The sequence below is a fragment of the Pseudomonas sp. B21-036 genome, assembly GCF_024748925.1.
Classification (GTDB): domain Bacteria; phylum Pseudomonadota; class Gammaproteobacteria; order Pseudomonadales; family Pseudomonadaceae; genus Aquipseudomonas; species Aquipseudomonas palmensis.
The window spans coordinates 4,359,772-4,382,545 of sequence record NZ_CP087178.1; the positions used below are offsets into that span (position 1 = coordinate 4,359,772).

Sequence of the window (22,774 nt, forward strand, 5' to 3'; positions counted from 1 at the left end):
TTATTCAATAACTTAGGTTTGACACTGGAAGTTGTCGGGCTCAGACTCCTGCTTATCGACACACTTACGCAGGGCAGGCCCCCATCATGAAAGGCGACGTTAGCGTCATCCAGCATCTCAACAAGATCCTCGGAAACGAGCTGGTCGCAATCAACCAATACTTCCTGCATGCGCGCATGTACGAAGACTGGGGTCTGGAAAAGCTCGGCAAGCACGAATACAAAGAATCCATCGACGAGATGAAACACGCTGACAAACTGATCAAGCGCATCCTGTTTCTCGAAGGTATTCCCAACGTCCAGGACCTGGGCAAGCTGCTGATTGGCGAACACACCAAGGAAATGCTCGAGTGCGACCTGCGCCTGGAGCAGAAAGGCCTGATCGACCTGAAGGCGGCGATTGCGCATTGCGAGACCGTGGGCGACTTCGGCAGCCGCGAACTGCTCGAAGACATCCTCGAGGCCGAGGAAGAGCATATCGACTGGCTGGAAACCCAGTTGAGCCTGATCGACAAGGTCAGCCTGGAAAACTACCTGCAGTCGCAGATGGGCGAGTAATCACGCCCAACCGGCTGTAACCAAAGCCCCGCCTGTGCGGGGCTTTTTTTCGCCTGGGGTAACCGGCCTTGCCGGCCACCGGGCCCAGGCAGGCACAAAAAAGCCCCGCAGATGCGGGGCTCTTCAGTGCAAAACCGGATTCAGGCCTTGGCCGCCTCGGCCTTGGCAGCGGCGTCCTTGATCAGGGTCTGCAGCTCGCCGTTGGCAAACATCTCGGCCATGATATCGCTGCCGCCGACCAGCTCACCGCCCACCCACAGTTGCGGGAAGGTCGGCCAGTTGGCGTACTTGGGCAGGTTGGCGCGGATTTCCGGGTTCTGCAGGATATCCACGTAAGCGAACTTCTCGCCACAACCCATCACGGCTTGCGCCGCCTTGGCCGAAAAGCCGCACTGCGGGGCATTCGGCGAGCCTTTCATGTAAAGCAGAATGGTGTTGTTGGCAATCTGCTCTTTGATTGTTTCGATAATATCCATGAAGCACCTCGCGGCTGAACTTTCCGACCTGGTTGTCGGCACGGTGACGCATTGTATCGGAAAGCCGAGCGTGACGCTCGGCCTTGCCGATATCAGGCCGCAACCACCTCTACCACCACCCCGTTGAGCGCCGCATTGCCCGATACCGCGTCGCGCTGACGCTCGTCGGTCAGATCGTTGGCACTGGCCCCTGCTTGCGCCTGAGCGATGCCCAGGCGCATGCCTGGCCGCCCGTGGCCGAAGCCGTGTGGCAGGCTGACCACGCCGGGCATCATATCGGTGCTGGCGAGCACCTCCACCTCGATGCTGCCCACGCGCGAGCTGACGCGCACTCGCTGGCCGTCCTGCAACTGCCGGCCGGCCAGGTCGTCGGGGTGCATCAGCAGCTGGTGGCGCGGCTTGCCCTTCACCAGGCGATGGTAGTTGTGCATCCAGGAGTTGTTGCTGCGCACATGCCGACGCCCGATCAGCACCAGTTGCGTGGCGTGGGGCAAAGCTTGCGCGGCGAAGCGCTGAAGGTCGGCCAGGATCACCGCGGGCGCGGCCTCGACACACTGGCTGGCAGTTTTCAGCCGCGCACCGAGGTTGGGCTGCAACGGCCCCAGGTCGATACCGTGGGGATAGCGCTCGAGGGTGTGCAGCGACAGGTCGAACGCGCTGCCCTGGCCATGGGGCCCGCCGCGCAAGCCCAGGTCGATCATCTGCGCGGGTGTCAGGGTCGGTTTGAGCGGCTTGTCGGCCAGTGCCGCGAAGGCCTTGGCCAGGCCGACGAAAATCTCCCAGTCGTGCAGCGCGCCTTCGGGCTTGGGCAGGATCGCCCGGTTGAAGCGGCTGACGTTGCGCACCGCCAGCAGGTTGAAGGTGGTGTCGTAGTGATCGTTCTCCAGCGCCGAGGTGGACGGCAGGATCAGGTCGGCATGGCGCGTGGTCTCGTTGATGTACAGGTCGATGCTGAGCATGAACTCCAGCCCTTGCAGCGCCTGCTCCAGCTGCCGTCCATTGGGCGTGGAGAGCACCGGGTTGCCGGCCACGGTGACGAGTGCACGCACCTGCCCTTCGCCCTCGCATAGCATCTCTTCGGCCAGTGCCGCCACCGGCAGCTCGCCTGCGTACTCGGGCAGGCCCGACACACGGCTCTGCCAGGCGTTGAAATGCCCGCCGCTGGTACTGGCCACCAGGTCCACTGCCGGCTGGGTGCACAAGGCGCCGCCGACCCGATCCAGATTGCCACTGACCAGGTTGATCATCTGCACCAGCCAATGGCACAGGGTGCCGAAAGCCTGGGTCGAGATGCCCATGCGCCCATAGCACACGGCCTTGTCGGCGGCGGCGAAGTCACGGGCCAACTGGCGGATCTGCTCGGCCTCGATGCCACAGCGCGGGCCCATGGCTTCGGCTGTGAATGGCGCGATTGCCTCGCGCACCGCGCCCAGCCCGGCCACCGGCAGGTGCGTGGTACGGCTCAGGCCTTCCTCGAACAGGGTGTTGAGCAGCCCGCACAGCAGCGCCGCATCAGTGCCTGGGCGCACGAACAGGTGTCGGTCGGCCATGGCCGCGGTCTCGCTGCGCCGCGGGTCGACCACCACCAGCTTGCCGCCCCGTGCCTGCAGGGCCTTGAGGCGCTTTTCGACATCGGGCACAGTCATGATGCTGCCGTTGGAAGCCAAGGGGTTGCCGCCCAGAATCAGCATGAAGTCGGTATGGTCGATGTCCGCAATCGGCAACAGCAGGCCATGGCCGTACATCAGGTAGCTGGTCAGGTGCTGCGGCAACTGGTCGACCGAGGTCGCGGAAAAGCGGTTGCGCGTCTTGAGCAGGCCCAGGAAATAGTTGCTGTGGGTCATCAGGCCGTAGTTGTGCACGCTGGGGTTGCCCTGGTACACCGCCACCGCATTCTGACCATGGCGCTGCTGCAGGGCCCAGAGCTTCCGGGCGGCCAGCGCGAACGCCTCGTCCCAGCCGATGGCCTGCCATTGCTCGCCGATGCGGCGCATGGGAGTACGCAGGCGGTCCGGATCGTTCTGGATGTCCTGCAACGCAACGGCCTTGGGACAGATATGGCCACGGCTGAAGGTGTCCAGCGCATCGCCCTTGATCGACGTGATGCGCGGCGCCTGCCCAGGCTCATGGGCCACTTCCAGGGTCAGGCCGCAGATGGCTTCGCACAGATGACAGGCACGGTGATGCACGCTTTTGCTCATGGCCGCCTCTTGTTGTGGGTCTGATTAGCGACCTCGACTATGGCCCTGCCCCGCCCCTCTCGCCAGTGACGTTCGTGGCGTGAATCGCCCGGCATCAGGCAAGGCGATGGTCGCGGCGCGCTGGCACCTGTACCGCGCATGCGTTGCAAAGGCCTCGGCGGGCAGTGTACAAAGCCTGTCCGGCCCAATAAAAAGCGTCACCCAACGGCTTGCAACACATTCGGCAACGTCGAGTTCGCAGCCCCCACTTGGTAAGACGCGACATTTAATTATAGTATTGCGCCTTTCCCTATTTCGTCGCCCCGTGCGGCTTTCGCCGCAGGTCACTTCCGTTGTTTTCGAAAACCGGCTTTTGATGATCTGCGGTCTGTTGCAAAAAGGTAGTCAATGATGAGCGCTAGGCACTTTCTCTCCCTGATGGATTTCACCGCCGAAGAACTGGTCAGTGTGATCCGCCGAGGGATCGAGCTGAAGGACCTGCGTAACCGCGGCGTACTCTTCGAACCCCTGAAAAACCGCGTGCTGGGCATGATTTTCGAAAAGTCGTCCACGCGTACCCGGCTGTCGTTCGAAGCCGGCATGATCCAGCTCGGTGGCCAGGCCATCTTCCTGTCGCCACGCGACACCCAGCTGGGCCGTGGCGAGCCGATCGGTGACTGCGCCATCGTCATGTCGCGCATGCTCGACGCGGTGATGATCCGTACATTTGCCCACAGCACGCTCACCGAGTTCGCCGCCAATTCGCGGGTACCGGTGATCAACGGCCTGTCCGACGACCTGCACCCGTGCCAGCTGCTGGCCGACATGCAGACCTTCCTCGAACACCGCGGCTCGATCCAGGGCAAGACCGTGGCCTGGGTGGGCGATGGCAACAACATGTGCAACAGCTATATAGAAGCGGCCATCCAGTTCGATTTCCAGCTGCGCATCGCCTGCCCCGAGGGCTATGAGCCCAACCCGGCGTTCGTGGCCCAGGCCGGCGAGCGCGTGCAGATCGTGCGCGACCCCAAGGACGCCGTGCGCGGTGCACACCTGGTGAGCACCGATGTCTGGACTTCCATGGGCCAGGAGGAGGAAACTGCACGGCGCCTGGCGCTGTTTGCGCCTTACCAGGTCAACCGCGAACTGCTCGACCTGGCGGCTGCGGATGCCCTGTTCATGCACTGCCTGCCCGCCCACCGTGGTGAGGAAATCAGCCTGGACCTGCTCGACGACCCCCGTTCGGTCGCCTGGGACCAGGCCGAAAACCGCTTGCATGCACAGAAGGCGCTTCTCGAATATCTTGTCGAACCGGCCTATCACCACGCATGAGTCAACCTCTACTGCTTAACCTGCGCGACCTCGCCTGCGGCTATGGCGAGCAGCGCATCGTCCAGAACCTCAACCTGCACCTCAACGCCGGCGACATCGGTTGCCTGCTGGGTTCCTCGGGGTGCGGCAAGACCACCACGCTGCGCGCCATCGCCGGTTTCGAGCCGGTGCACGAGGGCGAGATCAGCCTGGCGGGCGAAGTCATCTCCAAGGCCGGCTTCACCCTGGCCCCGGAGAAGCGCCGCATCGGCATGGTGTTTCAGGACTACGCGCTGTTCCCGCACCTGACCGTGGCCGAGAACATCGCGTTCGGCATCGGCAAGCACCCGCGCCAGCGCCAGGTGGTCGATGAAATGCTCGAGCTGGTGAAGCTGGACAAGCTTGGCGGGCGCTACCCGCATGAGCTGTCCGGCGGCCAGCAACAGCGTGTGGCCCTGGCCCGTGCCCTGGCACCCGAGCCGCAACTGCTGCTGCTGGACGAGCCGTTCTCCAACCTCGACGTGGAACTGCGCCGACGCCTCAGTCATGAGGTGCGTGACATCCTCAAGAGTCGCGGCACCAGCGCGATCCTGGTCACCCATGACCAGGAAGAGGCCTTTGCCGTCAGCGACCATGTGGGCGTGTTCAAGGAAGGCCGCCTGGAGCAGTGGGACACCCCGTACAACCTCTACCACGAACCGTTCACGCCGTTCGTGGCCAGCTTTATCGGCCAGGGCTATTTCATCCGTGGCCAGCTGACCAGCCCCGAATCGGTGCAGACCGAACTGGGCGAGCTGCGCGGCAATCGGGCCTACACCCTGCCCCAGGGCAGCGCGGTGGATGTGCTGCTGCGCCCGGACGACATCGTGCATGCGCCCCACAGTGCCTTGAAGGCAAGCATCGTCGGCAAGAGCTTCCTCGGTGCGTCCACCCTGTACCGCCTGCAACTGGGTACCGGCAGCCAGCTCGAAGCGATCTTCCCGAGCCATATCGACCATCAGGTCGGCGGCGAGGTGGGCATTGAAGTGGCGGCGGACCACCTGGTGCTGTTCCCGGTGGCCGGCACGGTGCCGGCACAACTGCCGGTGGCGGAGAACGGCGTGCGACGCTACAGCGCGGCGCTCTGATAACGCTTCGCCAGCAAGGCTGGCTCCTACAGGAAATTGCCTGGCCTACTGTAGGAACCAGCCTTGCTGGCGAAAAGGGCCGCTAGAGGAACAACGTCCCGCTCGCCACCCGCGTCGCATACCCGCCAATCTTCACCCGCGCCCCTTCCAGGCGGCAGAACAGCTCCCCACCCCGCGCGGAACACTGCACCGCGTGCAGCTCATCCTTGCCCAGGCGCTGCGCCCAGTAAGGGATCAGCGAGCAGTGCGTGGAGCCGGTCACCGGGTCTTCAGGGATACCGATCCCCGGCGCAAAATAGCGCGACACAAAATCATGCTCGCGCCCTGGCGCCGTGACAATCACGCCCAGCCCCGGCAACGGCACCAGCGCCGCCATGTCAGGGCGACAATCCCGCACCGCCTGTTCGCTTTCGAGCACCACGAACAGTTCATTGGTCTGCCACACCTCGACCACCGGGCACCCCAGCGCCTGCGCCACCGGCGGCAGCTCGGCCAGCGGCTGCGGGTCGTAGCGCGGGAAGTCCAGCACCAGGCGCCCCGCCTCGCGGCTCACGGTCAGCGGCCCCGAACGGCTGTCGAACGCCAGGCACTCGGCATCTTCCCCATACACCTCGAACAGCACATGCGCGCTGGCCAGGGTCGCATGCCCGCACAGCGGCACTTCGGTGGAGGGCGTGAACCAGCGGATGCGCCAGCGCTGCGCCTCGCGCACGACGAATGCGGTTTCGGCCAGGTTGTGCTCGGCCGCAATTTTTTGCATCAGTTCATCGGGCAGCCATTGCTCCAGGCGATACACCATCGCCGGGTTGCCGCTGAAGGGTTGGGAACTGAAGGCATCGACCTGGTGAAATTCAAGCTGCATGGGTTGGCTCCTGCATGGGAAGGCAGCGAGCATGCCTGCCCGGGCGCTCGCGCTTCCATATACAGAATGGCCGGATTTGGAGGATACAGATGCTACTCGCGGCCGATCGCCGCAAAGCTGCCCCGGGTGTGCTCGGCCAGCACCGCCGCCGCCAGTTCCACCTCCAGCCCGCGCCGCCCGGCGCTGACATGAATGGTTTCGAACTGCTGCGCCGAAGCATCGATGAAGGTGCGCAGGCGCTTCTTCTGCCCCAGCGGGCTGATCCCGCCCACCAGGTACCCGGTGGAACGCTGTGCGGCCATCGGGTCGGCCATTTCGCACTTCTTTGCACCCGCCGCATGGGCCAGGGCCTTGAGGTCCAGGCTGCCCACCACCGGCACCACCGCCACCAGCAACTCGCCCTTCTCGGTGCTGGCCAGCAGCGTCTTGAACACCCGCGCTGGCTCCAGGTTGAGCTTCTCGGCGGCTTCCAGGCCGTAGGAAGCCGCCTTGGGGTCGTGTTCATAACTGTGGATGCGGTGTTCGGCGCGGGCTTTCTTGAGCAAATCCAGGGCGGGGGTCATGCAGGGCTCCAGGCAGGGTGATCGGTCTCCAGTCGCTGGCTACTTTAGGGCAAAACGCCGGAGCCAACCATTACCCGCCCGGTTGCCACCGACACCACCTGAGCCACCGGCAGTCAGAATATGAATGGCAGTTCACTTTCGACCTTTGACATCAGCGTTTCTTGTCTATATTTTTTCGATTCTGAATATCGAACTGCCCCAATACCGTGCAGTTCTGCCGTCAACCCGACCAGAATGGGGATTCTGCTCGGGTTTTTGTCGAGCGCACACGCGCCTCACAACAACAAGAACCGAGGTCACGAATGACGACTGCTCTACGACAACCAACGCTGTCTGCCCAATGCATGGCCGAATTCCTCGGCACCGCATTGCTCATCTTTTTCGGTACCGGCTGCGTCGCGGCACTCAAGGTCGCGGGCGCCAGCTTCGGCCTGTGGGAAATCAGCATCATCTGGGGCGTGGGGGTCAGCATGGCGATCTACTTCACCGCCGGGGTGTCGGGTGCACACCTGAACCCGGCCGTGAGCATCGCCCTGAGCCTGTTCAGCGGCTTCGAAAAGCGCAAGCTGCCGTTCTACATCGTCGCCCAGGTGGCCGGTGCCTTCTGCGGCGCGGCGCTGGTATACACCCTGTACAGCAACCTGTTCTTCGATTACGAACAGACCCACGCCATGGTGCGCGGCAGCACCGCCAGCCTGGAGCTGGCCTCGGTGTTCTCCACCTATCCGCACCCGTTGCTGTCCACCGGCCAGGCATTTCTGGTGGAGGCCGTGATCACGGCCATCCTGATGGCGGTGATCATGGCCCTTGCCGACGACAGCAACGGCCTGCCCCGGGGCGCACTGGCACCACTGCTGATCGGCCTGCTGATCGCGGTGATCGGCAGTGCCATGGGCCCGCTGACCGGCTTTGCGATGAACCCGGCGCGCGACTTCGGTCCCAAGCTCATGACCTTCCTGGCCGGCTGGGGCAACGTGGCCTTTACTGGCGCACGTGACATTCCCTATTTCCTGGTTCCCATCATTGCGCCGATCATAGGTGCAAGCGTGGGTGCCGCCCTGTATCGCGGCGTGATCGCGCGCAACCTGCCCACGGCAGACGGCGCGAACGCCCAGACCGACGACAACGCTCGGGGCAAGACCCAGGCCTCCTGATGCCGAACCGGCGAGCCAGGCTCGCCCTGCCCCGACTTCCACCTTTTCGAGTGCAAGGCCCACACCATGACCGACACCCCGAACAAGCACTACATCATTGCCCTGGACCAGGGCACGACCAGTTCACGCGCGATCATCTTCGACCGTGACGCCAACGTGGTCGGCACCTCGCAGCGCGAGTTCGCCCAGCATTACCCCCAGGCCGGCTGGGTCGAGCATGACCCGATGGAGATCTTCGCCACCCAGAGCGCGACCATGGTCGAAGCACTGGCCCAGGCGGGCCTGAGCCACGACCAGGTGGCGGCCATCGGCATCACCAACCAGCGCGAGACCACCGTGGTGTGGGACCGCGAAACCGGTCGCCCGGTGTACAACGCCATCGTCTGGCAGTGCCGACGCAGCACCGAGATCTGCGAGCAGCTCAAGCGTGACGGCCACGCGGACTACATTCGCGAAACCACCGGCCTGGTCACCGACCCGTACTTCTCGGGCACCAAGCTCAAGTGGATCCTGGACAACGTCGACGGCGTGCGTGAGCGCGCCGAACGCGGCGAGCTGCTGTTCGGCACCGTGGATACCTGGCTGATCTGGAAGTTCTCCGGCGGCAAGGTGCATGTCACCGACTACACCAACGCCTCGCGAACCCTGATGTTCAACATCCACACCCTGGAATGGGACGAGAAGATGCTGCAGGTGCTGGGCATCCCGAAGCAGATGCTGCCCCAGGTACGCTCGTCGTCAGAGGTCTACGGCCACACCAAGAGCGGCATCGCCATTGCCGGCATCGCCGGCGACCAGCAGGCTGCGCTGTTCGGCCAGATGTGCGTGGAGCCGGGCCAGGCCAAGAACACCTATGGCACCGGCTGCTTCCTGCTGATGAACACCGGCGACAAGGCCGTGCAGTCGTCCCATGGCCTGCTCACCACCATTGCCTGCGGCCCGCGCGGCGAAGTGGCCTATGCCCTGGAAGGCGCGGTGTTCAACGGCGGTTCAACCGTGCAGTGGCTGCGTGACGAGCTGAAGATCGTCAACGACGCCCACGACACCGAGTACTTCGCCAGCAAGGTCAAGGACAGCAACGGCGTGTACCTGGTGCCGGCATTCACCGGCCTGGGTGCGCCGTACTGGGACCCGTACGCGCGCGGCGCCCTGTTCGGCCTGACCCGCGGGGTCAAGGTCGACCACATCATCCGCGCCGCGCTGGAGTCGATCGCCTATCAGACCCGCGACGTGCTCGACGCCATGCAGCAGGATTGCGGCGAGCGCCTGAGCGCACTGCGCGTGGACGGTGGCGCGGTGGCCAACAACTTCCTGATGCAGTTCCAGGCCGACATTCTCGGCACCTGCGTGGAACGCCCGCAGATGCGCGAAACCACTGCGCTCGGCGCCGCCTACCTGGCCGGCCTGGCATGTGGCTTCTGGAGCGGGCTGGACGAGCTGCGCGGCAAGGCCATCATCGAGCGCGAGTTCACCCCGCAGTTGGAGGAGGCGCAGAAAGAGAAGCTGTACGCCGGCTGGCTGAAGGCGGTGGACCGTACCCGCGACTGGGAACCGCACGAGGAATAAAACCTGCGCAGGCTTCTTCGCCAGCAAGGCTGACTCCTACACTGTAGGCGCCAGCCTTGCTGGCGAGGCGCCCACAGGATCGTTTCAGCCAGCCCCGCGCTGGCCCCCGCCCCCATCCTGCGGCATCATGCAGATTTGCCCGGCAGCCCAAAAGGACCGCCCATGAATCTGCCCCCTCGCCAACAACAAATTCTCGAGCTGGTCCGCGAACGCGGCTATGTCAGTATCGAGGAAATGGCGCAGCTGTTCGTTGTAACCCCGCAAACCATCCGCCGTGACATCAACCAGCTGGCCGAAGTGAACCTGCTGCGCCGCTATCACGGTGGCGCGGCCTATGACTCGAGCATCGAGAACACCGCCTACGCCATGCGTGCCGACCAGATGCGCGACGAAAAGCAGCGTATCGCCGAAGCCATCGCCGCGCAGATCCCCGATCACGCCTCGCTGTTCATCAACATCGGCACCACCACCGAGTCCATCGCCCGCGCTCTGCTCAACCACAACCACCTGAAGATCATCACCAACAACCTGCATGTGGCCTCCATCCTCAGCGCCAAGGACGATTTCGAAGTACTGCTGGCCGGCGGCAACGTGCGCCGCGATGGTGGTGTGGTCGGCCAGGCCAGCGTCGACTTCATCAACCAGTTCAAGGTCGACTTCGCCCTGGTCGGCATCAGCGGCATCGATGAAGACGGCAGCCTGCTCGACTTCGATTACCAGGAAGTGCGCGTGTCCCAGGCCATCATCGCCAATGCGCGCCAGGTGATCCTCGCCGCCGACTCCAGCAAGTTCGGGCGCAACGCCATGGTGCGCCTGGGCTCGATCAGCCTGATCGACTGCCTGGTGACCGACCAGCCTCCCGTCGCCGCCCTCGCCCAGTTGCTCAACCAGCACAAGATCCGCCTGGACGTGGTGTAGCGCCATCGCGGCCCTCGCAACGGGGGCCGCTCGAATGTTCATAATTTTTCATTTATTTGTCATCCGATCAGTATTTTCTATTGAAAGCGACTGGCGGGCGCCATTTTGTTGCGCTACCATTTTCGCAAACGAACATTAATGTTCATATTCGATAGAAACCAGAGGCCGCCTCGTGTCCCAGTCCAGCTCGCCATCGCCCGCCCTTGCCGAAATCTATGACGTTGCCGTGATCGGTGGCGGCATCAACGGCGTCGGTATCGCCACCGATGCAGCCGGGCGCGGCCTGTCGGTACTGCTCTGCGAAAAGGATGACCTGGCCAGCCATACGTCCTCGGCCAGCAGCAAGCTGATCCACGGTGGCCTGCGCTATCTGGAGCACTACGAGTTCCGCCTGGTGCGCGAAGCGCTGGCAGAACGCGAAGTGCTGCTGGCCAAGGCGCCGCATATCGTCAAGCCGATGCGCTTCGTGTTGCCGCACCAGCCGCACCTGCGTCCAGCCTGGATGATCCGCGCCGGCCTGTTCCTGTATGACCATCTGGGCAAGCGCAAGCAGCTGGGCGCCTCGCGCAGCTTGCGCTTCGGCCCGGGCAACCCGCTCAAGCCGGCCATCACCCGCGGTTTCGAATACGCCGACTGCGCAGTGGACGACGCCCGCCTGGTGGTGCTCAACGCCATGGCCGCGCGTGAACTGGGTGCGCACATCCTCACCCGTACCCGCTGCGTCAGCGCACGGCGCGTGGGCAAGCTGTGGAACGTGCAGCTCGAACGCGCCGACGGCAGCCAGCAGACCATCCAGGCCCGCGCGCTGGTGAACGCGGCCGGCCCGTGGGTGGCCAGGTTCATCAAGGACGACCTCAAGCTGGAGGCGCCCTACGGCATTCGCCTGATTCAGGGCAGCCACCTGATCGTGCCCCGGCTGTACGAGGGCGAGCATGCCTACATCCTGCAGAACGAAGACCAGCGCATCGTGTTCGCCATCCCGTACCTGGAGCGCTTCACCCTGATCGGCACCACCGACCGCGAGTACAGCGGCGACCCGGCCCAGGTGAGCATCACCGAGGCCGAGACCGACTACCTGCTCAAGGTTGTGAACGCGCACTTCAACCACCAGCTGGGCCGCGCCGACATCCTCAGCACCTATTCCGGTGTGCGCCCGTTGTGCAACGACGAGTCGGACAACCCCTCGGCGGTCACCCGCGACTACACCCTGGCCCTGTCGGCGTCTGCCGGCGAGGCGCCGCTGCTGTCGGTGTTCGGCGGCAAGCTGACCACCTACCGCAAGCTGGCCGAGTCGGCCATGGCCGAGCTGGCGCCGTACTTCACCCAGATGACCGGTAGCTGGACCGCCACCTCCAGCCTGCCGGGCGGTGAACAGATGACCACGCCGCAGGCGCTGTGCGACGAGATTCTCGCGCGCTTCGGCTGGCTGCCAGCGGATATCGCCAAGCGCTGGGCGCTGACCTACGGCAGCCGCGTATGGCGCCTGCTCGAGGGCGTCCAGGGCCCGGACGACCTGGGCGATGCGATTGGTGGCGGGTTGTTCACCCGCGAGGTGGATTACCTGTGCAGCGAGGAATGGGCGGTCAGCGCCGACGATATCCTGCTGCGGCGCACCAAGCTGGGGCTTTTCACCAGCCCGGCCGAACAACAGGCTCTGCGGGTTTACCTGCAACGGGTAGAACTGAGCCGCGGGCGTATTCAGGCAGCCTGACACCGCAAAATCGCATCGCGGGTCAAGCCTGCTCCCACAAGGTCACCAAACCAGTGGGAGCGGGTTTGACCCGCGATGAGGCCAACAAAGGACTATCTGTTCGGTTTCCCGAACGATCCATTGGCCCTTAATCGGAAACCCGGACATCCCTCCCCCGCCATACCCCGGCAAAAAATGCCCGCCGCCGCTATTTGCATGGGGTTATGATCAAAATCAGAGTTTGGCATGAGTCATGCTCTACACTCAGTACCCGAATGCGCAACCGCTTCATTGCTGTGTTCGCTGAACGAAAGAGCCCGCCAACGGCTCAATAAGAAAAACAACGTCGAGGAAAATTTGATGCGTATCGTTCCCCATCTGTTGGGCGCCGCCATGGCGACCGCTTTGATCAGCACGCCGGCCCTTGCCGCCGAACTGACCGGCACCCTGAAGAAAATCAACGACTCGGGCACCATTACCCTGGGGCACCGCGACGCTTCCATCCCGTTCTCCTACATCGCCGACGCTTCGGGCAAACCCGTCGGTTACTCCCACGACATCCAGCTGGCTATCGTCGAGGCCCTGAAAAAGGACCTGAACAAGCCGGACCTGAAGGTCAAATACAACCTGGTCACCTCGCAGACCCGCATCCCGCTGGTGCAGAACGGCACCGTTGACGTCGAGTGCGGTTCCACCACCAACAACCTCGAGCGCCAGCAACAGGTCGACTTCTCGGTCGGCATCTTCGAGATCGGTACCCGCCTGCTGTCCAAAAAGGATTCCTCCTACAAGGACTTCCCGGACCTGGCCGGTAAGAACGTGGTGACCACCGCCGGTACCACATCCGAGCGCATCCTCAAGTCGATGAACGCCGACAAGCAGATGAAGATGAACGTCATCTCCGCCAAGGACCACGGCGAGTCGTTCCAGATGCTCGAGTCCGGCCGCGCCGTCGCCTTCATGATGGACGACGCCCTGCTCGCCGGCGAAATGGCCAAGGCCAAGAAGCCGACCGACTGGGCCGTGACCGGTACCCCGCAGTCCTATGAAATCTACGGCTGCATGGTGCGCAAGGGCGATGCCCCGTTCAAGAAAGCGGTCGATGACGCCATCGTCGCCCTGTACAAGTCGGGTGAGATCAACAAGATCTACGACAAGTGGTTCAACCAGCCAATCCCGCCTAAAGGCCTGAACCTGATGTTCCCCATGAGCGACGAGCTCAAGGCGCTGATCGCCAATCCTACCGACAAAGCTGCAGACGAAAAGAAGTCCTGACCCCCAGCTAGTTAGTGTCTAACCTTTCATCCGAGGGCGCCCAGCGCCCCCGGATGCTCGAAGGTGCCCGTGAAACAACCGATCTGAGGGGAGACCCCGATGAATTACAACTGGGACTGGGGCGTTTTTTTCAAGTCCACCGGCGTTGGCAGCGAGACCTACCTGGACTGGTATATCACCGGCCTGGGCTGGACCATCCTGATCGCCGTTGCCGCCTGGATCATTGCGCTGCTGCTGGGCTCGGTGCTCGGCGTCATGCGTACCGTACCGAACCGTCTGGTGTCGGGTATCGCCACGTGCTACGTGGAACTGTTTCGCAATGTGCCGCTGCTGGTGCAGCTGTTCATCTGGTACTTCCTGGTACCCGACCTGCTGCCCGAAGGCCTGCAGGAGTGGTACAAGCAGGACCTCAACCCGACCACCTCGGCGCTGATCAGCGTGGTCATCTGCCTGGGGCTGTTCACCGCTGCACGGGTGTGCGAGCAGGTGCGCACCGGCATCCAGGCGCTGCCCCGTGGCCAGGAAGCCGCTGCCCGCGCCATGGGCTTCAGCCTGCCGCAGATCTACAACAACGTGCTGCTGCCGCAAGCCTACCGGATCATCATTCCGCCGCTTACCTCCGAATTCCTGAACGTGTTCAAGAACTCCTCGGTGGCGTCGCTGATCGGCCTGATGGAACTGCTGGCACAGACCAAGCAGACCGCCGAGTTCTCGGCCAACCTGTTCGAGGCCTTCACCCTGGCCACGCTGATCTACTTCACCCTGAACATGGGGCTGATGCTGCTGATGCGCCTGGTCGAGAAGAAAGTCGCGGTGCCGGGCCTGATCTCCGTGGGGGGTAAATAATGGACATGGATTTCAGTGGAATCGTGCCAGCCCTGCCGGGCCTGTGGAACGGCATGAAGATGACCCTGCAACTGATGCTCATGGGCATCATTGGCGGCATCGCGCTGGGTACCGTGCTGGCACTGATGCGGTTGTCGTCGAGCAAGCTGCTGTCGCGCCTGGCCGGCGCCTACGTGAACTACTTTCGCTCCATCCCGCTGCTGCTGGTGATCACCTGGTTCTACCTGGCGGTACCGTTCGTGCTGCGCTGGATCACCGGCGAAGACACCCCGGTGGGTGCGTTCACCTCCTGCGTCGTGGCATTCATGATGTTCGAGGCGGCGTACTTCTGCGAAATCGTGCGGGCCGGCGTGCAGTCGATCTCCAAGGGCCAGATGGCGGCTGCCCAGGCACTGGGCATGAACTACGCGCAGACCATGCGCCTGATCATCCTGCCCCAGGCATTTCGCAAGATGACCCCGCTGCTGCTGCAGCAGAGCATCATCCTGTTCCAGGACACCTCGCTGGTCTACACCGTGGGCCTGGTGGACTTCCTCAACTCGGCACGGGCCAGTGGCGACATCATCGGGCGCTCCAACGAGTTCCTGCTGTTTGCCGGCGCCGTGTACTTTGTCATCAGCTTCTCCGCTTCCTTCCTGGTCAAGCGTCTGCAGAAAAGGATAACCGTATGATTTCCATCAAGAACGTCAACAAGTGGTACGGCGATTTCCAGGTTCTGACCGACTGCAGCACCGAGGTCAAGAAAGGCGAAGTGGTGGTGGTGTGCGGGCCGTCTGGCTCGGGCAAATCCACCCTGATCAAGTGCGTCAACGCGCTGGAACCGTTCCAGAAGGGCGACATCGTGGTCGACGGCACCTCGATCGCCGACCCCAAGACCAACCTGCCCAAGCTGCGCTCGCGGGTCGGCATGGTGTTCCAGCACTTCGAACTGTTCCCGCACCTGACCATCACCGAGAACCTGACCATCGCGCAGATCAAGGTGCTGGGCCGCAGCAAGGAAGAAGCCACCAAGAAGGGCCTGCAACTGCTCGAGCGCGTCGGCCTGTCGGCCCATGCGCACAAGCACCCCGGCCAGCTCTCCGGCGGCCAGCAGCAGCGCGTGGCCATCGCCCGCGCCCTGGCCATGGACCCGATCGTGATGCTGTTCGACGAACCCACCTCGGCCCTGGACCCGGAAATGGTCAGCGAGGTACTCGACGTGATGGTGCAACTGGCCCACGAAGGCATGACCATGATGTGCGTGACCCACGAAATGGGCTTTGCGCGCAAGGTGGCCAACCGGGTGATCTTCATGGACAAGGGCAACATCATCGAAGACTGCACCAAGGAAGAGTTCTTCGGTGACCAGAGCGTGCGCGACGAGCGTACCCAGCACTTCCTCAGCAAGATCCTGCAGCACTGATGCCGCCCGGTGCCCCTGCCCGGCCCACGCCGGGCAGAGGGCGCTGGTCGTGACAAGGCCACTGTGATGAAATGCGATCCCACGCTCTTTCGCCCAGCCAAGCCTGACCTTGCCGTGAAACCTCGCCTGATCCGCCACCTGTTCCTGCCCCCACTGGTCCTGCTGCTGATGATCGGCCTGGGTGTGATCGGCTACCTGATCAGCGAGCACAACGGCATCCGCACCCTCAGCGAGACCGGCGAGCGTCAGCTTGAACTGCATGCCCGCGCGGTCGAGAGCGAGATCAGCAAGTACACCTACCTGCCCAGCCTGCTGGAACTCGAAGACAGCGTCTCCAGCCTGCTGAACTCCACCGATGGCGACCAGCGCCAGGCGGTCAACGAATACCTCGAAGGGCTCAACCGGCGCAGCCGCAGCCGCGCCATCTATGTGCTCGACACCACCGGCCGGGTGCAGGCCACCAGCAACTGGCGCGACGTCGACAGCTACCTGGGCGAAGACCTCTCGTTCCGTGCCTATTTCCAGAATGCCGTGCGCGGCCAGCCCGGGCGCTTCTACGGCATCGGCAGCACCACCGGCGAACCTGGCTACTACCTGGCCCATGGCCTGGAGGAACACGGCAAGATCATCGGCGTGGCGGTGATCAAGGTGCGCCTGGAAGCCCTCGAAGAGCGCTGGCAGCGAGCCCGCCTGGAAGCCTTCGTCAGCGACGAGAACGGCATCATCATCCTCTCCAGCGACCCGGCGCGGCGGCTGAAGTCGGTGCGCCCGCTGACCCCGGAAATCAAGGAGCGCCTGGCGCGCAGCCTGCAGTACTACTGGTTCCCGCTCAACGAACTGCAGCCGCTGGCGCGCGAGAAGCTCGCCGACGGGGTCGAGAAGCTGACCTTTCCGGCCAATGCCGAACTGGGCGACAGCAACCGCAAGGTCACCTACCTGGCCCAGACCCGGCGCCTGAGCGACACGCCCTGGCACTTCACCCTGCTGACCCCGCTGCAGGACCTGCGCCACGAATCGATGATCCAGGGCGTGCTGGTGGCCGTGGCCTTCGCCCTGCTGGCGATCCTGCTGATAGCCTGGAACGAGCGACGCAAGGTGATCGCCACCCGCCTGGCCGCCCGCGAGGCGCTGGAAGAAGCCAACAACCAGCTCGAACGCAAGATTACCGAGCGCACCGCCGACCTGCGTGCCAGCAACGAACGCCTCAAGGGCCAGATCCGCGAACGCCGGCACGCCGAGCAGACCCTGCGCCATGCCCAGGACGAACTGGTGCAGGCCGGCAAGCTGGCGGCCATCGGGCAGATGTCGACCAGCATCGCCCATGAGCTGAACCAGCCGCTGGCGGCGCTGCGCACCCTGTCGGGCAACACCGTGCGCTTTCTGCAGCGCGGTGCGCTGGAAACCGCCAGCGCCAACCTGCTGACCATGAACGAACTGATCGACCGCATGGGCCGTATCACCGCCAGCCTGCGCTCGTTCGCCCGGCGCGGCGACGACCGTGGCCAGGCCTCGCTGGAAAAGGCCGTGACCGCCGCCCTGCAACTGCTCAATGCGCGCATCGAGGGCTGTCACCTGAAACTGCACCTCGAGTACGCCGACCAGCAACTGACCATCGACCAGACCCGCCTGGAGCAGATCCTGGTCAACCTGATCGGCAACGCCCTGGATGCCATGGCCGCGGTGCCGCTGCCGCAACTCTGGCTCGAAGGCGAGCTGGTGGGCGACAAGTACCGCCTGCGCGTGCGCGACAACGGCCATGGCATCGACGATGAAGCGCGCAAGCACCTGTTCGAACCGTTTTTCACCACCAAACCGGGCGAGCACGGCCTGGGCCTGGGCCTGACCCTGTCGGCCAGCCTCGCCGCTGCAGCCGGCGGTACCCTGAACGTCGAACACCCCGCCAGCGGCGGTACCGCGTTCGTGCTCAGCCTGCCGCTGGTCGATGCCCCCACTGAACCTGCCGAGTCCCTATGACCCCATCGCCCCTTACCGTCCTGATCGTCGAAGACGATCCGCATGTGTTGCTCGGGTGCCAGCAGGCGCTGGCCCTGGAAGATATCGCCTGCGAAGGCGTCGGCAGTGCCGAACAGGCACTGGAGCGCATCGGCGATGATTTCGCCGGCATCGTGGTCAGCGATATCCGCCTGCCGGGCATCGATGGCCTGGAACTGCTCAGCCGCCTCAAGGCCCGCGACAAGAGCCTGCCGGTGGTGCTGATCACCGGCCACGGCGACATCGACATGGCCGTGGGCGCCATGCGCAACGGCGCCTACGACTTCATGGAAAAGCCCTTCTCGCCGGAGCGCCTGGTGGATGTGGTGCGCCGGGCGCTGGAACAGCGCGGCCTGGCCCGCGAAGTGTTCTCGCTGCGCCGCCAGCTGGCCGAGCGCAGCACCCTGGAGGGGCGCATCATCGGCCGCTCGCCGGCCATGCAGAACTTGCGCGAGCTGATCGCCAACGTCGCCGATACCTCGGCCAACGTGCTGATCGAGGGCGAGACCGGCACCGGCAAGGAGCTGGTCGCGCGCTGCCTGCACGACTTCAGCCGGCGCCAGAGCCAGCCCTTCGTGGCGTTGAACTGCGGCGGCCTGCCGGAGAACCTGTTCGAGACCGAGATCTTCGGCCACGAGGCCAACGCCTTCACGGGTGCCGGCAAGCGCCGCATCGGCAAGATCGAGCACGCCAACGGCGGCACGCTGTTTCTCGACGAAGTCGAGAGCATGCCGCTCAACCTGCAGATCAAGCTGCTGCGCGTGCTGCAGGAGCGCACCCTGGAACGCCTGGGTTCGAACCAGAGCATTGCGGTGGATTGCCGGGTGATCGCCGCCACCAAATCGGACCTGGATGCCCTCGGCCAGACCGGCCAGTTTCGCAGCGACCTGTACTACCGCCTCAACGTGGTGACACTGGAACTGCCGCCGCTGCGCGAGCGCCGCGAAGACATCCTGCAACTGTTCGAGCACTTCCTGCAGCAGTCGGCCCTGCGCTTCGACCGCGAGGCACCGCCGCTGGACAGCCAGACCCTGTCGCGCCTGATGGCCCATGACTGGCCGGGCAACGTGCGCGAGCTGCGCAACGTGGCAGAACGCCACGCCCTGGGCCTGCCGGCGTTCAAGAAGGCCGGCGCCAATGTGGCGCAGAGCCTGGGCTTTGCCGAGGCGGTCGAGGCCTTCGAGCGCAACCTGCTCAGCGACGCCCTGCAGCGCACCGGCGGCAACCTCAGCCAGGCCAGCCAGGAGCTGGGCATGGCCAAGACCACCCTGTTCGACAAAGTCAAAAAATACGGCCTGGCCTGAGCGAGCGTTTCGATGGACATGATTCTCAAGGCCTGCCTGGGCGCCGTGGTGGTGCTGATCATCGCGGCCCTGGCCAAGACCCGCAATTACTACGTGGCCGGGCTGGTGCCGCTGTTTCCCACCTTTGCCCTGATTGCCCACTACATCATCGGCAAGGGCCGCTCGCTGGAGGACCTGAAGGCCACCATCGTGTTCGGCATGTGGTCGATCATCCCCTACTTCGTGTACCTGGCCGCGCTGTACGTGCTGGTCGACCGCCTGCGCCTGGAGCTGTCACTGGCGCTGGCGGCGGTGGCCTGGCTGATCGCCGCCACCGTGCTGGTCAGCGTGTGGGTGCGCCTGCACTAGCGTTGGGCCAGATGGCCCAGCTCTTCGCGGTGCGCCTTCAGGTAAGGCAGTACCGCCGCCAGCAGCGGGGCCTTGAACGGCTCCTGGAAGCGGTGCGCCAGGCCCGGTATCAGGCGTAGCTGGCTGCCCTGGATGTGCGCGGCCAGGTGCACGCCGTGCATCACCGGCAACAGCGGGTCGGCCGTGCCGTGCACCACCAGGGCCGGTACCCGCAGGTTGTCGAGCAGCTCGACACGGCTGGGCTCGGCAAGTATGGCCATGACCTGGCGCTGCACGCCTTCGGGGTTGAAGGCCCGGTCGTAGGCGGTGGCGGCCTGCTGCAACAGGGCCTGGCGATCATCCTGCACCTGCGGGCTGCCCAGCGCGGCCAGCAGGTCGGCCTGCTGCTCCAGGGCCACCTGGCGATTCGGCGCACCGCGCCGGGCCAACTGCCGAACCAGCGCCGGCGCAGGCGCCGGCAGCCCCTGCGCCCCCGAACTGGACATGATCAGGGTCAGGCTCTCGACCCGCTCGGGCGCCATCGCCGCCAGGTGCTGGGCAATCATTCCACCCATGCTCACCCCCAGCACATGAAAGCGCTGCGCGTGCAGCGCATCCATCAGCGCCAGGCCATCAGCGGCCATGTCGCTCAGGCTGTAGGGCGCCGCCACCGGCAGGCCGAGCCGGTAGCGCAGCGCCTCGACCGTCAGGTTGGCCTGGGCGGGGGGCTGGTTCCAGCGCGACAGGCCGACGTCGCGGTTGTCGTAGCGGATCACCCTGAAGCCCTGCTGGCACAGCGCAAGTACCACCTCGTCGGGCCAGTGGATCAACTGGCCGCCCAGGCCCATGACCAACAGCAGGGCCGGGTCGCTGTCACGCCCGATGCTCTGATAGGCCAGGCTGACCGGCCCCGCCTCGGCGTATCGGATAGCTGAAGTGATGTCGCAGCGAGGCGCCGCGAACGAAGAAAAGGCGCTGCACAGCGCCACCAGAAACAGGATTGCCCGCATGAAAGAAACACCAGAGTGCAGTTCGCCAGTAAAGCGCGAGTCTGATGAAGTTCATGCCGGCGCGCTGCCACAGATCGGTGACCGTTTGATGACAACTGCCGGGCGGTCGACAGCATCGTCAACATGAGACAAACTCAACGAATTGTCTCATCCATCAAATTCTGTTCATGGAGCACCCTGGTGCTGGAAATTCGCCACCTCAAGACCCTGCACGCCCTGCGCGAAGCCGACAGCCTGGTGGAGGCCGCCGAGCGCCTGCACCTGACTCAGTCGGCGTTGTCCCACCAGTTCAAGGAACTCGAAGAACGCCTGGGCATGCAGTTGTTCACCCGCAAGACCAAGCCGATCCGCTTCACCAGCGCCGGCCTGCGCCTGCTGCAACTGGCCGATGCCACCCTGCCGCTGCTGCGCGGCGCCGAACGGGACATTGCGCGCCTGGCCGGCGGCACCGCCGGGCGCCTGCACATGGCCATCGAGTGCCACAGCTGCTTCCAGTGGCTGATGCCCACCATCGACCAGTTCCGCGATGCCTGGCCAGAGGTGGAGCTGGACCTGGCCTCGGGCTTCGCCTTCGCCCCGCTGCCGGCCCTGGCCCGTGGCGACCTGGACCTGGTGGTGACCTCCGACCCGCTGGAGCTGACCGGTATCACCTACGTGCCGCTGTTCACCTACGAGGCGATGCTGGCGGTGGCCAACCAGCACGTACTGGCCTCCAGGCCCTACGTGGTGCCGCAGGACCTGGCCACGGAAACCCTGATCACCTACCCGGTGGAACGCGACCGCCTGGACATCTTCACGCGCTTTCTGGAGCCTGCCGACATCGAGCCCGGGCAGGTACGCACCGCCGAGCTGACGGTGATGATGATGCAGTTGGTGGCCAGCGGACGCGGGGTATGCGGCATGCCGCACTGGGCCCTGCACGAGTACAGCTCGCGCGGCTACGTGAAGGGCAAGCGCCTGGGTGAAAAGGGCCTGTTCGCCACGCTGTACGCCGCAGTGCGCAGCGACATGCTCGATGCACCGTACATGCGCGACTTTCTGCTGACCGCCAAGGACACCTCGTTCTCGACCCTGGATGGGGTCAGTGCAGTGCGCTGAAGGTTCAAGCGGCAAGCATCAGGCCAGTTTGCGTTGTTCCTGCACCAGGCGCAGCGCAAGGGCCGCCAGCACAAAGCCCATCACGTAGCGCTGCAACATCAGCCACAGCGGGTAGCGCGCGAACCAGGCCGACAGGCCGGCGGCGAACAGTGCGATCAGCAGGTTCACGGTGAAGCTCACGCCGATCTGGGTCAGGCCCAGGGTCAGGCTCTGCGCCAGCACCGAGCCGTGCTCGGGCGAAATGAACTGCGGCAGCACCGACAGGTAGAACACCGCCACCTTGGGGTTCAGCACGCTGGTCAGAAACCCCATCGTCACCAGCCGCGCCGGTGAATCCGGGGCCAGCTCACGGGGCTCGAACGGCGAGCGCGCACCCGGCTTGACCGCCTGCCAGGCCATCCACAGCAAGTAGCCGGCACCGGCCCAGCGCAGCAGGTCGTAACCCAGCGGCACGGCCATGAACAACGCGGTGAGGCCCACAGCTGCGGCCGTCATGTGCACCAGAAACCCGCCCACCACACCGATCAGCGACGTCACGCCGGCCATGCGGCCCTGGCAGATCGAGCGCGAGATCAGGTAGATCATGTTCGGCCCGGGGGTCAGTACCATCAGCAGCGCGGCGCCGCTGAACAGCAGCCATTCGTGCAGCGGGATCATTGCGCGGCCCGTTGCAGGTGCAGCGGCAGGATCAGGTCGCGGGTCAGCGGCGCCAGTTCGAGGTGATCCACCTGGTGGGCGTCGACCCAGCAGGCTTCCTCGATTTCCGCTGCGGGTTCAAGCGTCAGGTCGGTGTGCAACTGAAACAGCTCGGCCTGCACTTCGAAACCCGGCTCGTTGGCCGCCGGTGCGCTGAACTGGCCCAGGTACTGCGCCTGCTGCGGGTCGATGCGCAGGCCCAGCTCTTCGAACAGCTCGCGGGCCAGGGCATCGACGGGTTGCTCGTGGGGTTCGATCTTGCCGCCAGGCTGCATGAAGGCCAGGGTGCCGCGCTTGCGTACCAACAGGGTTCGGCCCTGAGCGTCGAGCAACAGGGCAGCGGCGATACGGATGGTTTTGCTCATGGTAGGCGGCTCGTGGCGGGGAAGGCGCGCTAGGATCACATGCTGGCGCAGGGCT

Annotated in this window: 22 protein-coding genes; 15 read left to right on the forward strand and 7 right to left on the reverse strand. The window is 64.5% G+C overall.

From position 1 onward, the window contains the following. The first annotated feature begins 86 nt into the window (after positions 1–86). A complete protein-coding gene (gene bfr / locus LOY33_RS19740) occupies positions 87–557 on the forward strand; it encodes a bacterioferritin (protein ID WP_043861977.1) in 471 nt (156 codons plus the stop codon). Positions 558–697: 140 nt separating this feature from the next. Here the strand turns inward: bfr and grxD are convergent, their stop codons facing one another. Further along, positions 698–1,033 carry a Grx4 family monothiol glutaredoxin gene (gene grxD, locus LOY33_RS19745; protein WP_038999109.1) on the reverse strand — a complete coding sequence of 112 codons (336 nt, stop codon included), beginning with the start codon at positions 1,031–1,033 and terminating at the stop codon, positions 698–700. Between the two features lie 92 nt (positions 1,034–1,125). Next, a complete protein-coding gene (locus LOY33_RS19750; RefSeq protein ID WP_258659823.1) occupies positions 1,126–3,234 on the reverse strand; it encodes a molybdopterin oxidoreductase family protein in 2,109 nt (702 codons plus the stop codon). A gap of 390 nt (positions 3,235–3,624) precedes the next feature. On the opposite strand from LOY33_RS19750, the gene argF reads away from it, so the two are divergent. Together argF and LOY33_RS19760 are read left to right on the forward strand one after the other, a co-directional pair. Continuing rightward, positions 3,625–4,545, forward strand: a complete 921-nt coding sequence (gene argF, locus LOY33_RS19755; protein ID WP_043861979.1) for an ornithine carbamoyltransferase — start codon at positions 3,625–3,627, stop codon at positions 4,543–4,545. After that, positions 4,542–5,651, forward strand: a complete 1,110-nt coding sequence (locus tag LOY33_RS19760) for an ABC transporter ATP-binding protein (protein ID WP_043861980.1) — start codon at positions 4,542–4,544, stop codon at positions 5,649–5,651. Before argF ends, LOY33_RS19760 begins: the two co-directional genes overlap by 4 nt. Before the next feature lie 82 nt (positions 5,652–5,733). Here the strand turns inward: LOY33_RS19760 and LOY33_RS19765 are convergent, their stop codons facing one another. Both LOY33_RS19765 and ybaK read right to left on the reverse strand, forming a co-directional pair. Beyond that, the gene (locus LOY33_RS19765) at positions 5,734–6,513 is read right to left on the reverse strand and encodes a PhzF family phenazine biosynthesis protein (protein ID WP_058540964.1); all 780 of its coding nucleotides are present in this window, start codon (positions 6,511–6,513) and stop codon (positions 5,734–5,736) included. Positions 6,514–6,605: 92 nt separating this feature from the next. After that, a complete protein-coding gene (gene ybaK, locus LOY33_RS19770; protein WP_043861982.1) occupies positions 6,606–7,076 on the reverse strand; it encodes a Cys-tRNA(Pro) deacylase in 471 nt (156 codons plus the stop codon). Positions 7,077–7,378: 302 nt separating this feature from the next. Between ybaK and LOY33_RS19775 the strand changes: the two genes are divergently transcribed. From LOY33_RS19775 to LOY33_RS19825, 11 genes are all read left to right on the forward strand, one after another. Continuing rightward, a complete protein-coding gene (locus LOY33_RS19775) occupies positions 7,379–8,230 on the forward strand; it encodes an MIP/aquaporin family protein (RefSeq protein WP_043861983.1) in 852 nt (283 codons plus the stop codon). Between the two features lie 66 nt (positions 8,231–8,296). Further along, complete coding sequence (gene glpK / locus LOY33_RS19780) at positions 8,297–9,796, forward strand: glycerol kinase GlpK (protein WP_043861984.1); 1,500 nt, start codon at positions 8,297–8,299, stop codon at positions 9,794–9,796. Between the two features lie 162 nt (positions 9,797–9,958). Beyond that, complete coding sequence (locus tag LOY33_RS19785; RefSeq protein ID WP_043861985.1) at positions 9,959–10,714, forward strand: DeoR/GlpR family transcriptional regulator; 756 nt, start codon at positions 9,959–9,961, stop codon at positions 10,712–10,714. Positions 10,715–10,886: 172 nt separating this feature from the next. Beyond that, positions 10,887–12,425, forward strand: coding sequence for a glycerol-3-phosphate dehydrogenase (gene glpD, locus LOY33_RS19790; protein ID WP_043861986.1), 1,539 nt, complete (start codon positions 10,887–10,889; stop codon positions 12,423–12,425). A gap of 339 nt (positions 12,426–12,764) precedes the next feature. After that, positions 12,765–13,679, forward strand: a complete 915-nt coding sequence (locus LOY33_RS19795; protein WP_043861987.1) for a glutamate/aspartate ABC transporter substrate-binding protein — start codon at positions 12,765–12,767, stop codon at positions 13,677–13,679. 99 nt (positions 13,680–13,778) lie between these two features. Further along, complete coding sequence (locus LOY33_RS19800; protein WP_043861988.1) at positions 13,779–14,525, forward strand: amino acid ABC transporter permease; 747 nt, start codon at positions 13,779–13,781, stop codon at positions 14,523–14,525. Continuing rightward, complete coding sequence (locus tag LOY33_RS19805; protein ID WP_043861989.1) at positions 14,525–15,196, forward strand: ABC transporter permease subunit; 672 nt, start codon at positions 14,525–14,527, stop codon at positions 15,194–15,196. The genes LOY33_RS19800 and LOY33_RS19805 overlap by 1 nt, the downstream gene beginning before the upstream one ends. Beyond that, positions 15,193–15,927 carry an amino acid ABC transporter ATP-binding protein gene (locus LOY33_RS19810; protein WP_043861990.1) on the forward strand — a complete coding sequence of 245 codons (735 nt, stop codon included), beginning with the start codon at positions 15,193–15,195 and terminating at the stop codon, positions 15,925–15,927. The genes LOY33_RS19805 and LOY33_RS19810 overlap by 4 nt, the downstream gene beginning before the upstream one ends. A 66-nt stretch (positions 15,928–15,993) precedes the next feature. Further along, a complete protein-coding gene (locus LOY33_RS19815) occupies positions 15,994–17,901 on the forward strand; it encodes an ATP-binding protein (protein WP_258659825.1) in 1,908 nt (635 codons plus the stop codon). After that, complete coding sequence (locus tag LOY33_RS19820; protein ID WP_043861992.1) at positions 17,898–19,223, forward strand: sigma-54 dependent transcriptional regulator; 1,326 nt, start codon at positions 17,898–17,900, stop codon at positions 19,221–19,223. Before LOY33_RS19815 ends, LOY33_RS19820 begins: the two co-directional genes overlap by 4 nt. A 21-nt stretch (positions 19,224–19,244) precedes the next feature. Continuing rightward, positions 19,245–19,571 carry a GlpM family protein gene (locus tag LOY33_RS19825; RefSeq protein WP_173925076.1) on the forward strand — a complete coding sequence of 109 codons (327 nt, stop codon included), beginning with the start codon at positions 19,245–19,247 and terminating at the stop codon, positions 19,569–19,571. On the opposite strand, the gene LOY33_RS19830 is transcribed toward LOY33_RS19825, so the two are convergent. After that, positions 19,568–20,560, reverse strand: coding sequence for an alpha/beta fold hydrolase (locus LOY33_RS19830; RefSeq protein WP_104572022.1), 993 nt, complete (start codon positions 20,558–20,560; stop codon positions 19,568–19,570). The genes LOY33_RS19825 and LOY33_RS19830 overlap by 4 nt on opposite strands. A gap of 180 nt (positions 20,561–20,740) precedes the next feature. Between LOY33_RS19830 and metR the strand changes: the two genes are divergently transcribed. Then, complete coding sequence (gene metR, locus LOY33_RS19835) at positions 20,741–21,658, forward strand: transcriptional regulator MetR (protein WP_043861995.1); 918 nt, start codon at positions 20,741–20,743, stop codon at positions 21,656–21,658. 18 nt (positions 21,659–21,676) lie between these two features. Here metR and LOY33_RS19840 read toward each other — a convergent pair whose 3' ends face one another. Both LOY33_RS19840 and LOY33_RS19845 read right to left on the reverse strand, forming a co-directional pair. Next, on the reverse strand, positions 21,677–22,315 hold the full coding sequence (locus tag LOY33_RS19840) for a LysE family translocator (protein ID WP_054914755.1): 639 nt from the start codon (positions 22,313–22,315) through the stop codon (positions 21,677–21,679). After that, positions 22,312–22,719: an NUDIX domain-containing protein gene (locus tag LOY33_RS19845; protein WP_043861997.1), complete on the reverse strand. Its 408-nt coding sequence runs from the start codon at positions 22,717–22,719 to the stop codon at positions 22,312–22,314. Before LOY33_RS19845 ends, LOY33_RS19840 begins: the two co-directional genes overlap by 4 nt. Positions 22,720–22,774: the final 55 nt, after the last annotated feature.